Origin of the sequence: Gordonia sp. WA4-43, assembly GCF_020520305.1 — a bacterium.
Taxonomy (GTDB): domain Bacteria; phylum Actinomycetota; class Actinomycetes; order Mycobacteriales; family Mycobacteriaceae; genus Gordonia; species Gordonia hongkongensis.
On sequence record NZ_CP084736.1, the window covers coordinates 535,833 to 548,591 of the forward strand.

At 67.7% G+C, this 12,759-nt stretch carries 10 protein-coding genes; 9 read left to right on the forward strand and 1 reads right to left on the reverse strand.

Annotated features, from left to right (window positions below; all coding sequences use genetic code 11):
- The gene (locus tag LEL84_RS02535) at positions 1-2,802 is read right to left on the reverse strand and encodes an aconitate hydratase (protein WP_058250389.1); all 2,802 of its coding nucleotides are present in this window, start codon (positions 2,800-2,802) and stop codon (positions 1-3) included.
- A gap of 382 nt (positions 2,803-3,184) precedes the next feature.
- Between LEL84_RS02535 and LEL84_RS02540 the strand changes: the two genes are divergently transcribed.
- From LEL84_RS02540 to LEL84_RS24795, 9 genes are all read left to right on the forward strand, one after another.
- A complete protein-coding gene (locus LEL84_RS02540; RefSeq protein WP_226514225.1) occupies positions 3,185-3,796 on the forward strand; it encodes a DUF6676 family protein in 612 nt (203 codons plus the stop codon).
- A gap of 372 nt (positions 3,797-4,168) precedes the next feature.
- Positions 4,169-5,686 (forward strand): NlpC/P60 family protein, encoded by a 1,518-nt coding sequence (locus LEL84_RS02545; protein WP_226513252.1) that lies wholly within the window; start codon positions 4,169-4,171, stop codon positions 5,684-5,686.
- Between the two features lie 185 nt (positions 5,687-5,871).
- Complete coding sequence (locus LEL84_RS02550; protein ID WP_065632174.1) at positions 5,872-7,071, forward strand: AAA family ATPase; 1,200 nt, start codon at positions 5,872-5,874, stop codon at positions 7,069-7,071.
- On the forward strand, positions 7,061-7,999 hold the full coding sequence (locus tag LEL84_RS02555; RefSeq protein WP_226513253.1) for a DUF58 domain-containing protein: 939 nt from the start codon (positions 7,061-7,063) through the stop codon (positions 7,997-7,999). Before LEL84_RS02550 ends, LEL84_RS02555 begins: the two co-directional genes overlap by 11 nt.
- Positions 8,000-8,003: 4 nt before the next feature.
- On the forward strand, positions 8,004-8,972 hold the full coding sequence (locus LEL84_RS02560; protein WP_068971571.1) for a VWA domain-containing protein: 969 nt from the start codon (positions 8,004-8,006) through the stop codon (positions 8,970-8,972).
- A gap of 87 nt (positions 8,973-9,059) precedes the next feature.
- The gene (gene fabG1, locus LEL84_RS02565) at positions 9,060-9,794 is read left to right on the forward strand and encodes a 3-oxoacyl-ACP reductase FabG1 (protein WP_058250394.1); all 735 of its coding nucleotides are present in this window, start codon (positions 9,060-9,062) and stop codon (positions 9,792-9,794) included.
- An 88-nt stretch (positions 9,795-9,882) separates the two neighbouring features.
- Positions 9,883-10,722, forward strand: a complete 840-nt coding sequence (gene inhA, locus LEL84_RS02570) for an NADH-dependent enoyl-ACP reductase InhA (protein ID WP_137810558.1) — start codon at positions 9,883-9,885, stop codon at positions 10,720-10,722.
- Entirely contained in the window at positions 10,719-11,858 is a 1,140-nt protein-coding gene (locus tag LEL84_RS02575; RefSeq protein WP_226513254.1) for a ferrochelatase, read from the forward strand. Before inhA ends, LEL84_RS02575 begins: the two co-directional genes overlap by 4 nt.
- A gap of 452 nt (positions 11,859-12,310) precedes the next feature.
- Entirely contained in the window at positions 12,311-12,655 is a 345-nt protein-coding gene (locus LEL84_RS24795; protein WP_319005255.1) for a hypothetical protein, read from the forward strand.
- Positions 12,656-12,759 lie beyond the last annotated feature (104 nt).

Below are 12,759 nucleotides of genomic sequence, written 5' to 3' on the forward strand. Positions count from 1 at the left end.
TCAGCTCTTGATCATGTTGCGCAGCACATACTGCAGGATGCCTCCGTTGCGGTAGTAGTCGGCCTCACCCGGGGTGTCGATGCGGACCTTGGCATCGAACTCCACCGTCGAGCCGTCTTCCTTGGTGGCGGTGACGTGCACGGTCGACGGCGTCGTCCCGTTGTTGAGCTCCTCGATGCCCGCGATGTCGTAGGTCTCGGTGCCGTCGAGGCCCAGCGACTTGTGCGACTCGCCCTCGGGGAACTGCAGCGGGATGACGCCCATGCCGATGAGGTTCGAGCGGTGGATGCGCTCGAAGCTCTCGGTGATGACGGCCTTCACGCCGAGGAGGCTGGTGCCCTTGGCCGCCCAGTCACGCGACGATCCGGTGCCGTACTCCTTGCCGCCGAGCACGACGAGCGGGATGTTCTGCTCGGCGTAGTTCTGCGCGGCGTCGTAGATGAACGACTGCGGTGCACCTTCCTGGGTGAAGTCGCGGGTGTAACCGCCGGTCACACCGTCCAGCAGCTGGTTCTGCAGGCGGATGTTGCCGAAGGTCGACCGGATCATCACCTCGTGGTTGCCGCGGCGGGCGCCCAGCGAGTTGTAGTCCTTGCGGGCCACCCCGTTGGCATCGAGGTACTGCGCGGCGGGGGTGCCGGGCTTGATCGTCGACGCGGGGGAGATGTGGTCGGTGGTCACCGAGTCGCCGAGCTTCGCGAGCACGCGTGCGCCCTTGATGTCGGAGACGGGCGACGGCTCACGCTGCATGCCCTCGAAGTACGGAGGCTTGCGGACGTAGGTGGACTCGTCGTCCCACTCGAAGGTCTTGCCCGACGGGGTCGGCAGGTTCTGCCAGCGCTCGTCACCCTTGAAGACGTCGGCGTAGTCCGAGGCGTACTGCTCCGGCGAGATCGACGAGGCGATGGTCGCCTCGATCTCCTCGTTGGTCGGCCAGATGTCCTTGAGGAACACGTCGTTGCCGTCGGTGTCCTTGCCCAGCGCGTCGGTCTCGAAGTCGAAGTCCATCGTGCCGGCCAGGGCATAGGCGATGACCAGCGGCGGCGACGCGAGGTAGTTCATCTTCACGTCGGGGTTGATGCGACCCTCGAAGTTGCGGTTGCCCGACAGCACCGCGGTGGCGGTGAGGTCGTTGTCGTTGATCGCCTTCGAGATCTCCTCCGGCAGCGGGCCGGAATTGCCGATGCACGTGGTGCAGCCGTAGCCGACGAGGTAGAAGCCGAGCTTCTCCAGGTACGGCCAGAGACCGGACTTGTCGTAGTAGCCGGTGACGACCTGTGAGCCCGGTGCCATCGACGTCTTGACCCACGGCTTGGACGACAGGCCCTTCTCGACGGCCTTCTTGGCCAGGAGCGCCGCGCCGAGCATGACCGACGGGTTGGAGGTGTTGGTGCAGCTGGTGATCGAAGCGATGGTCACGATCCCGTGGTCGAGGATCATCGATCCTCGTTCCTCGGAATCCACCCGGACCGGATTGGTCGGCCGGCCCTCGGCGCCGTTGGCGGCCGAGTGCAGCGGCTCGGCGTCGTCGTCGGCGAAGGACAGGGTCGCGGGGTCGGACGCCGGGAAGGTTTCCTCGACCGCCTCGTCCAGCTTGGTCTGCGGAGCGGAGTTGCCGTTCTCGACGTAGTTGTGGATGTCCTTGCGGAACGCGTTCTTCGCGTCCCACAGCTCGATGCGGTCCTGCGGACGCTTCGGGCCGGCGATCGACGGGACGACGTCGGCCAGGTCGAGCTCGAGGTACTCCGAGTACACGGCCTCCTCGGCGTCCTTCTCCAGCCACATGCCCTGTTCCTTGGCATAGGCCTCGACGAGCGCGAGCGTCTCCTCGCTGCGCCCGGTGAGTCGGAGGTAGTTGACGGTCTCGCCGTCGATCGGGAACATCGCGCAGGTCGAGCCGAACTCGGGGCTCATGTTGCCGATGGTGGCGCGGTTGGCGAGCGGGACCTCGCCGACACCGTTGCCGTAGAACTCGACGAACTTGCCGACCACGCCGTGCTTGCGCAGCATCTCGGTGATGGTGAGGACCACGTCGGTCGCGGTGACGCCCGGCTTGGTCGCGCCGGTGAGCTTGAAGCCGACGACGCGGGGGATGAGCATGGAGACCGGCTGACCGAGCATCGCGGCCTCGGCCTCGATGCCGCCGACGCCCCAGCCCAGGACGCCGAGGCCGTTCTCCATCGTGGTGTGCGAGTCGGTGCCGATGCAGGTGTCGGGGTAGGCGACGCCGTCACGGACCATCACCGAGCGCGCGAGGTGCTCGATGTTGACCTGGTGCACGATGCCGGTGCCCGGCGGCACGACGCGGAAGTCGTCGAAGGCGCCCTGACCCCAGCGGAGGAACTTGTAGCGCTCTTCGTTGCGCTGGTACTCGATCTCGACGTTGCGCTCGAACGCCTGGGCATTGCCGAAAGCCTCGATGATGACGGAGTGGTCGATGACCATCTCGGCCGGCGCGAGCGGGTTGACCTTGTCCGGGTCGCCGCCGAGTTCCTTGACGGCGTCGCGCATGGTCGTGAGGTCGACGATGCAGGGCACGCCGGTGAAGTCCTGCATGATCACGCGGGCAGGCGTGAACTGGATCTCGACGCTCGGTTCGGCGTTCGGGTCCCAGTTCGCCAGGGCCTCGATGTGCTCCTTGGTGATGTTCGCGCCGTCCTCGGTGCGCAGGAGGTTCTCGGCGAGGACCTTCAGAGCGTAGGGGAGCTTGGCGGTGCCCTCGACAGCGTTCAGACGGTAGATCTCGTAGCTGTTGTCACCGACGTCCAGCGTGCCGCGGGCGCCGAAGGAATTGATACTCACGTCTAAATCCACTCTCCTCGTGTGCCGGCGGGCTGCGCCGGCGATTACTCGATGATCCACTTGCGGTCGGGCGGGGCTGGTCGATCCGGCGCAGTCGTGCCGCACCGGCTGACGTTCTGCACCGGCGGGCTGCGCCGGCACCATCGGATGTCCGCGAGGGCCACCCGCGACAACGTCGTCCAGTCTAACAGTACGAGCGTACTGTTACCAAGCTCGGGCCGGGACACGCCGGATCGGACCTGCCGACACCGGAATACCCAGACGAGTCCATTGTGTCGTACGGTGCAGGGCGGGGTTCGGCGAGGAGACACTCGACGCCGGCGCGATACCGCCCGTCAACGTGCACGCAACCCCGGGTGATCTCGAGAGGCAGGGGTGGCGGATGGGTCCGCAGGCGACGACGCTGGTGCTGGCAGCTCCCGCGGAGAACAACGAACTCACCGGACTCGTCGGGGTCGACATGGGTGAGCTGTCGCGGGACATCGCCGACGACGGCGTGGCGGGGGCGACGCCCGAACAGTTGCCCGGCATGCTCGAGGTCGTCGAATACGCCCAGTCGAAGGGCCATGACGTCAGCTTCGTGGTCATCGACCAGGTTCAGCCCCGGTTCACTCTCTACCGCGACGTCGCGAACCAGTTGCAGGAACAGGTCGGCGGCACCGTCATCGTGCTCGGCCCCAACTCGGTCGGCAGCTCGTCGCCCGAATTCAGCCGGGTGGTGCAGGAACAGGCCACCGACGGCCTGACCCTCACCGACCCCGCGGGTGCGGCGCGACAGATGATCGACACGATGACCGGTCCCAACGTGGACTGGACGATCGTGGGCCTCCTGCTGATCCTGGTCGTCGCGGGCGGAGCCGTGCTCGCCCGGCTCCGGCAGGTCCGCACCCGCAAGAACCTGGCCGCCGGTCCGCTGGGACCCGTGCAGGCCACCGCCGCGGAGTCGGATGACTCGTCGGCACCACGTCGCGAGCCGACCGCTTCCGGCCGGTAGTACGCAGGCCAGGGCCACCTCGGCCGGCCGGCGATGCGGCGGGTGGGCCCGGCTCCTGGCACCTCGTTCTCGCGCGGCGGGGACCCTTCTCGGCGTGTCTTCCGGTCTGTTGCCAATTCGAGACCTTGACGACCGTTCGATCTTTCGCCAGTTCACGGCATTTTCGCAGGTAATCACGCCTTTGTAATTCGCGAACACGGTTTTCTCGTGTGGTTGATGTGACGTACGGTTCTGATGTCGCGTGTGATGCCTGTGTTCTCTACAGGGTCCGATGTGGCGGAAGTGCAGTGCGTGATCGCCGCGGGTTCAGACACCCCGGACGGTCGCCGGACCGGGGATCGGAAGATCCCCGCGAATCGCGAGGAGTTCCAGGTGAGGCGAGGAAGAACTGGTGCGTCATGGCCGGCGCGCGTCTCGGCGGCCCTTGCTGTCGCACTCGTCTGCGCGGTCGGCGCGGGTCATGCCGACGCGGCGCCCAAGAAGACGCCCGAGTCGCCCATCTCCGGTCTGATCAACCGGATCGCGACGGTCAACCAGGACATCGCCGACCTCGACCAGGCGCTCGCGTCCCGCCAGGAGAACGTGAACCGATCGATCGTCGACTTCCAGAACTCGCTCGCGCAGCAGCGCCTCGCCACGGTGGCCGCGCGTGGAGCACGCACCGAACTCGACCGATCGAGCAAGGCCGTCGTCGACGCGCAGAAGGAGTTCGACCGGTTCGCCCGCCTGGCGTACCAGCAGGGGCCCGAGCAGGGTTCGATGTCGAACTACGTTGCCTCCGAAGACCCGCAGGGCGTCCTCGACCGCATGAAGCTGATCGATCAGGTCGGCAAGAAGCAGCAGGAGATGATTCGACGGCTGCAGGTGGCCCGCAACCAGAAGGCCAACCGACTCGCCGCCGTCGAGGCCACCCGCCGGCAGGCGTCGTTCGCGGCCAAGAGCGCCGAACAGCGCAAGACCGACGCCATGGCGGCGGTCACCGAGGCGAAGGCCGCCATCGCTTCGCAGCAGAAGCGCAAGGCCACCCTGATCGGGGAACGCGACCGGGTCCAGAAGCGCCTCAACACGATTCGCGGATACGTGCCGAAGAAGACGGTCGAGGGGCCGTCGGCGCGCGATCTGCTCTCGAACCTGTTCCCGACGGACCCGTCGGCCGAGGGGGCGCTCAAGGCGCTACCCGCCACGCCCGCCACCGACAACCAGGCACTGGCCGTCGCGGCGGAGGCCGCCGCGCGCCTCGCCATCGACGTCGGTTCGTCGATCCTCGCCGGTCTGGTCGGGCAGCAGCAGTTGCCCCAGTCCGAGTTGCTGAACGAGCTCGGCATCGGTGGTGCGGACATCACCGGCAGCAGCGGTGGCGACACCCTCAGTGCGCGACTCGGTTCGGGAAGCCTCGGCTCTCTGTTCGGCAGTTCCTCCGGCGGCGGCGGCGGGGGCGGGGGCGGCGTCGTCCGACCCGGGCTGCGCGGTCCGCAAGCCGTCGAGATCGCCGTCAACCGTGCGCTCTCGCAGCTGAACGTGCCCTACGCCTGGGGCGGTGGCGACGCGAACGGCCCGACGCAGGGAATCCGCGACGGCGGTGTGGCCGACAGCTACGGCGACTACAACAAGATCGGTTTCGACTGCTCCGGCCTGATGATCTACGCGTTCGCCGGCGTCGGGATCGAACTGCCGCACTACACCGGTTACCAGTACACCTCGGGACCGCAGTTCCCGCTGTCACAGATGCGACGCGGCGACATGATCTTCTACGGCCCCAACGCGAGTGCGCACGTCGCGCTGTACCTCGGCGACAACAAGATGGTCGAGGCACCGCAGTCGGGTGACGTGGTCAAGGTGTCCCCGCTGCGCACCAACGGTGCGATGCCGAACGTGGTCCGTCTGCTCTGAGGCGTGGTGGTTCCGGCGGCAGCTGTGAACGACCGACACCCGTCGAGTCTTCTTGGCACCTTTTCAGCCGGCACGGCTAGGCTGGCACAGACACGCGGGGTCGACGCCTGCGCGCTGCGCGTTCGCGCCGCCCGTGGGCCCTCGCGGTTCGACGGAACAGCAGTTCAGAGGAACAGGAGCACGGGTTGACCGAATCGCACTCCCTCGGCAAGGCGGCCACGGGGGATCCCGCGGCGGCAGGAGCGGACGGCTCGGTGCTGAGCGACGCCGACGTCGCCCTGCTCGAGCGGGCCATCTACGAGGTCAAGCGCGTCATCGTCGGCCAGGATCAGCTCGTCGAGCGCATTCTCGTCGGTCTCCTCGCGCGCGGACACATCTTGCTCGAGGGCGTGCCGGGTGTCGCGAAGACGCTCGCTGTCGAGACGTTCGCCCGCGTCGTCGGCGGGTCGTTCTCGCGAGTGCAGTTCACCCCTGACCTCGTGCCCACCGACCTGATCGGTACGCGTATCTACCGTCAGGGCCGCGAGGAGTTCGACACCGAGCTCGGCCCGGTGGTCGCGAACTTCCTGCTCGCCGACGAGATCAACCGCGCACCCGCGAAGGTGCAGTCGGCACTGCTCGAGGTGATGGCCGAGCGGCACGTCTCGATCGGCGGCAAGACGTACTCGATGCCGGATCCGTTCCTGGTCATGGCGACGCAGAACCCGATCGAGAACGAGGGTGTCTACCCGCTGCCCGAGGCGCAGCGGGACCGCTTCCTGTTCAAGGTCCTCGTCGACTACCCGTCAGTGGAGGAGGAGCGCGAGATCGTCTATCGGATGGGCAACGTCCCGCCGACCGCCTCCCAGGTTCTCGACCCCGCCGCGATGCTGCGCCTGCAGCGGACCGCGGCGAACGTCTTCGTCCATCACGCGCTCGTCGACTACGTCGTCCGGGTCATCAACGCCACCCGCCGGCCGGCCGAGCTGGGCCTGAACGACGTCGCGTCGTGGCTGTCCTACGGCGCGTCGCCTCGTGCGACGCTGGGCATCGTGGCCGCGGCCCGCGCCCTGGCGCTGGTCCGCGGACGCGACTACGTGATCCCGCAGGACGTCGTCGAGATCATGCCCGACGTGCTGCGGCACCGCCTCGTGCTGTCCTACGACGCCCTGGCCGACGAGATCGATGCCGACCAGGTCATCGCCCGCGTCCTGCAGACCGTCGGACTGCCGCAGGTCGGCGCGCAACCGGTGCCGCAGGGGCAGTACCCGCCCGGACAGCAGCACGCGCCCAATCCCGGACACGGGCCGAATGGGTATGCGGGACAGCAGGTCCCGCAGTCCGCCGGTCCGATGGACCCGAATTCGGCCCCGGCGAACCGGAATTCACCTCAGTATGGCGGCTAATCGGGACCTACCGCGTCTCGGCGCCGGGCTGCTCGACGAGGCGCAGCTGACGGCGGCGCTGAAGATGCTCGAGCTCACCGTGCGGCGCAAACTCGACGGCGTGCTCCAGGGCGAGCACCTGGGCCTGATCCCCGGACCGGGTTCGGAACCAGGGGAAGCGCGGGCCTATCAGCCGGGCGACGACGTCCGGCGGATGGAGTGGTCGGTCACGGCACGCACGACCCAACCGCACGTCCGGCAGATGATCGCCGACCGGGAACTCGAGACCTGGCTCGTCGTCGACGCCTCGGCCAGCCTCGACTTCGGCACCGTCGACTGCACCAAGCGCGACCTGGCCGTCGCCGCGGCCGCGGCTCTGGTCCACCTCACGACCGGCGGCGGCAACCGGCACGGCGCGCTGGTGGTGACCGGTGACGACGTGGTGCGGGTACCGGCCCGTGCCGGGCGCGCGCACGCCCAGAACCTCCTCAAGACCATCGCCACCACGCGACGCAGCTCGCCCGGCGTCCGGGGTGACCTCAAGGCGGGGATCGAGGCGCTCCGACGGCCCCAGCGCCGTCGCGGCCTCGCGGTCGTCATCAGTGACTTCCTCGGCCCGATCGACTGGGAGCGCTCGCTGCGCGCCATCGGCGCACACCACGAACTCCTCGCGGTCGAGGTCCTCGACCCCCGCGATCTCGACCTCCCGGCGATCGGGGAGGTCACCCTGGCCGACGCGGAGTCCGGGGAGACCCACGACGTGACGATCACCGACGACCTCCGGCGCGACTTCGCGGCCGCGGCGCGCGCACACCAGCAGCGGGTCCACCGCACTCTGCGCAGCTGTCGCGGCGCGATCCTGACGTTGCGCACGGATCGGGAGTGGATCGCCGACACCGTCAAGTTCGTCGCACAACGCCGCCGCGGTCTCGCGGCGGGGGTGGGGTAGGTCGATGCTGTCCAGTCCCTGGTGGTTGCTCCTGCTCCTGGTCGTGGCGCTGCTCGGCGCCGCGTACGTCTACATGCTGCGCCGGCGGCGGCAGCGTGCGCTGACCTTCGCGAACCTGGACCTGCTGAAGTCGGTCGCGCCCGCGGACCGTAGTCGTCTGCGGCACCTGCCGATCGCACTGCTGATCGTCTCGCTGATCCTGTTGACGGTCGCGCTGTCCGGGCCGCAGGCCGATCGCAAGGTGCCGCGCAACAAGGCGACCGTCGTCCTGGTGATGGACGTGTCGCGGTCGATGAACGCCACCGACGTGTCGCCGTCGCGGATCCGCGCGGCGCAGGAGGCGGCGAAGAAGTTCGCCGACGAGCTGACCGAGGGCATCAACCTCGGACTGATCTCCTTCGCCGGTACCGCCGCCAGCCTCGTGTCGCCGACGCCGGATCACAACGCCACCAAGGTCGCGGTGGACAAACTGCGGCTCGACGACAAGACGGCAACCGGGGAGGGCATCTTCGCGGCCCTGCAGCAGATCAGCACGTTGAACGCGGTGCTCGGCGGGACCGAGGGCGCACCACCTGCGCGGATCGTACTGCTCTCCGATGGTAAGGAGACCGTCCCGGACGACCCCGACGACCCGCGGGGTGCCTTCACCGCGGCCCGGAAGGCCAAGGAGGAGAAGATCCCGGTCTCCACGATCTCCTTCGGTACCCGGACCGGCACCGTCGAACTCGAGGGCGACCGGGTGCCGGTGCCGGTCGACGACGACTCGCTGCGCAAGATCGCCAACCTGTCCGGTGGCGACTTCTTCACCGCGGCCAGCCTCGACGAGTTGAACAAGGTCTACGAGCAGCTCCAGGACGAGATCGGTTACGAAACCCGTCGAGGGGACAATTCGAAGCCGTGGCTGGTCGCCGGTACGTTGTTCGCGCTGGTGTCGGCGTTCGCCGCGCTGGCCATCAACCGCCGGCTGCCCTGACGCGGACGTGTCCGGGGTGTGCCGCCGTGCGCCCCGCCCCCCGACCGCGTGTCACCCCCGCAACGAGAACGGATAAGTTGAACACCCATGACGGCAGCTAGCAACGAAGCGCAGAATCCCTCCCGCTCGGTCCTGGTGACCGGCGGCAACCGCGGAATCGGCCTGGCCGTGGCCCAGCGACTGGCAGCCGACGGTCACCGGGTGGCGGTGACGCACCGCGGTTCCGGAGCCCCGGACGGACTGTTCGGCGTCAAGTGCGATGTCACCGACTCGGAGTCGGTCGACCGCGCCTTCGCCGAGGTCGAGGCGCATCAGGGTCCCGTGGAGATCCTCGTCGCCAACGCGGGGATCACCGAGAACATGCTCCTCATGCGACTGTCCGAGGAATCCTTCGAGAAGGTCCTCGACGCGAACCTCACCGGCGCGTTCCGATGCGCCAAACGCGCCACCAAGGGGATGCAGCGCGCCAAGTGGGGCCGGATGATCTTCCTCGGCTCGGTGGTCGCGATGTCCGGCATCCCCGGCCAGGTGAACTACGCGGCCTCGAAGGCGGGCCTGATCGGGATGGCGCGCTCGATCGCGCGTGAGATCGGCTCGCGCAACATCACCGCGAACGTCGTGGCGCCCGGGTTCATCGAGACGGACATGACCGCATCGATGGAGGACCGCTACATCGACATGGCCAAGCAGGCGATCCCGCTCGGCCGAACCGGCAAGCCCGAGGACGTCGCGGCGGCCATCAGCTTCCTCGCCTCCGACGAGGGCGGTTACATCTCCGGTGCGGTCCTGCCCGTCGACGGCGGAATGGGCATGGGGCACTGAAACTGCCGAGCGCGGTCGCACGGCTACTGACCCGCACAGCGCAGTCGTAAGGCACGTCAATCAACGTCGAACTCAGGAGCACATCTTCGTGAGCGGAATCCTGGACGGGAAGACCGTCCTCATCACGGGCATCATCACCGATGCGTCGATCGCCTTCCACGCCGCCGCCATGGCGCAGGAGCAGGGCGCCACGGTCCTCATCACCGGCATCCCGGAACGGCTCCGGTTGATCGACCGGATCGCCAAGCGGTTGCCGAAGGAGGTGCCGCCGGCCATCGGGCTCGACGTCACCAACGAGGACGATCTCGGCGCGCTCGCCGGGAAGCTCGCCGAGCTGGCGCCGCAGGGCATCGACGGCGTCATGCACTCGATCGCCTTCGCGCCGCGCACCCTGATGGGTCCCGAGGCCAAGCCGTTCCTGGAGGGGCCGGGCCCCGACGCCGCCAAGGCCTTCGAGATCTCGGCGTGGAGCTACGCCTCGCTCGCCCGCGCCGTGCTCCCCGCCATGAACGAGGGCGGCTCCATCGTGGGCATGGACTTCGATCCCCGCACCGCGATGCCGTACTACAACTGGATGGGTGTGGCGAAGGCCGCGCTCGAGTCGGTGAACCGGTACGTGGCGCGCGAAGTGGGCAACGCGAAGAACATCCGGTCGAACCTGGTGGCCGCCGGCCCGATCAAGACCCTGGCCGCGAAGGCGATCGCGGGTACCGCGACCGATGACGCCAAGCAGCTCAACATGCTCAACGAGTACTGGGACGGCGCGTCCCCGATCGGCTGGGACGTCGACGACCCCACCGTCGTCGCGAAGTCGGTGTGTGCCCTCCTCAGTGACTGGCTGCCGGCGACCACCGGTTCCATCGTCTACGTCGACGGTGGCGCCAGCCACAACACCTGGTTCCCGGAGGGCATGACCACCGGCTCATGAGTTCGCCAGCACCGGGGGACACCGCGCCCGTGGATCCCGCTCCGTTCGATCCCGCTCCGTTCGATGCCGTCCTGTTCCTGTCGTTCGGCGGACCGGACGGGCCCGAGGACGTGATGCCGTTCCTGGAGAACGTCACTCGCGGCCGGGGGATCCCGCGCGAACGGCTCGAGTCGGTGGCCGAGCACTACCTGCACTACGGCGGCGTCTCACCGATCAACCGGCTCAACCTCGAGATGATCGATGCCCTGCGTGCCGAGCTCGACCGACGTGGTGTCGACCTCCCGGTGTATTTCGGCAACCGCAACTGGCACCCGATGGTCGAGGACACCCTGGCCGAGATGTACCGCGCCGGTCATCGCCGGATCCTCGTGTTCCCGACCTCGGCGTGGGGCGGCTACTCGGGGTGCCGGCAGTATCACGAGGACATCGACCGGGCGGTGACCGCGCTTGCCGACCGTGAACCGACGAGCCGCGAACCCGACGGTGCGGTGGTGCTCCGCAAGCTCCCGCAGTACTGGTCGCATCCGGCGTTCGTCGCGGCCGGGGCCGACGCGGTGCGCCGCGCTCTGGACGCCCTCGGGCCCGGCGAGGAGCCGCCACGGCTGGTGTTCACCGCCCATTCGGTCCCGACCTCGGCCGATGAGGCGTCGGGTCCGGCGGCCGACGGCGGGAAGCTGTACTCGCGCCAGGTGCTGGCGGCGTCGCAGGCGGTCGCCGACGAGCTCGGCGTCGCCGACTTCGATCAGGTCTGGCAGTCACGGTCGGGTCCACCGCAGATCCCGTGGCTGGAGCCGGACATCTGTGACCATCTGGAGAGCCTTGCCGCGGAGGGTGTTCGACGGGTGGTCGTCTACCCGGTCGGGTTCATCTCCGACCATCTCGAGGTGATCTGGGATCTCGACAACGAGGCCGCGGAGGTCGCCGAGCGCCTCGGCCTGGACTATGTCCGCGCCGACACCGTGGGTCCCGATCCGCGGTTCATCTCGATGATCGGCGAATTCGTGGAGGCCTACGCCGGGGGCTTGGGCGACCTGTCGGCGATGGGATGCGGAGACAACGGCAGCACCTGTCGAGACCGGTGCTGTGTGCCCGCGGCGCGGCCTAGATCTGCGGCGAGGCCATCTGACCGCGCGTAGATTCACTGGCTTTGTGTGCCTTCATAACGATTTGATATAGGAACGGTCCATAATGTGATCTGCGCCTCAGTCGAAATGAAACTCTCGTGGCACGCGCATCTGAATCGGGGTGCGAACGTGAGAGAGAAATTTCCATGGCAGAAGGACCACTGAGGCTCGAGATCGATTTCCTCGGACCGATTCTGAAGACACTTTCCACCGGCTCCGCGGACGGTAGCAGCGAGCCCGTCAACTGAGATCCGTTTCCGCTGTGGGCTGCGTTGACGACGTAGCCCACAGCGGCGTGATCTCTCCTTTGTGCGCGTGTATCAACAGTGTTGACCGCGGAACGACTACTCATCCCAGTTGATCTCCGACCTGCTACGCAGCTACTCGCACGAGCGGTCGAGGACATTCCGTTGTATCGATGGGTGTTGGGTGACCACCTCCCGGATCTCACGCTGCGGGAATGGTTGGCCGAGATCTTGGTGCGGCCTTATCTCAAAGCCGGCTGCGTATTGGGTTCCTTCCAGAACGAGCATCTCGTCGGAATTCTGCTCTGGCATCCCCACGATGTCGAATTGTCGCCCGACGGCGAACCGCCGCTCGGCCCGGCTGATTTCGTCCGGGTCGCGGCCATTCCCGGACTCCGCGAACGGCTGATCGAGTTCCTCACCAGCCCACAATTGCCCTCCCCGGCATCGGATGCCGTCGATGTGCGGATCGCGGCGATTGTTCCCGAAGCTCGTGGTGGCGACGCTCTCGTTCGCATGATGCGCGAAGTGGAACGGTTCTGTGTCTCTGCGGCCCGGCCGTAGTACGCCTGGACCGGCTCCGCTCGGCTGCGGGACTGGTTCGTCCACGAATGGGGGGCGACGTTGTTCGCCACCGAGCAGCGGAACGGACTCGATCTGTACGGCGT

What these genes read in the sequence shown, in the direction of transcription:
- LEL84_RS02540 (WP_226514225.1), top strand. Translation starts at nt 3,185, where the DNA reads ATGGGTCCGCAGGCGACGACGCTGGTGCTGGCAGCTCCCGCGGAGAAC.
- LEL84_RS02555 (WP_226513253.1), top strand. Translation starts at nt 7,061, where the DNA reads ATGGCGGCTAATCGGGACCTACCGCGTCTCGGCGCCGGGCTGCTCGAC.
- LEL84_RS02560 (WP_068971571.1), top strand. Translation starts at nt 8,004, where the DNA reads ATGCTGTCCAGTCCCTGGTGGTTGCTCCTGCTCCTGGTCGTGGCGCTG.
- fabG1 (WP_058250394.1), top strand. Translation starts at nt 9,060, where the DNA reads ATGACGGCAGCTAGCAACGAAGCGCAGAATCCCTCCCGCTCGGTCCTG.
- LEL84_RS02575 (WP_226513254.1), top strand. Translation starts at nt 10,719, where the DNA reads ATGAGTTCGCCAGCACCGGGGGACACCGCGCCCGTGGATCCCGCTCCG.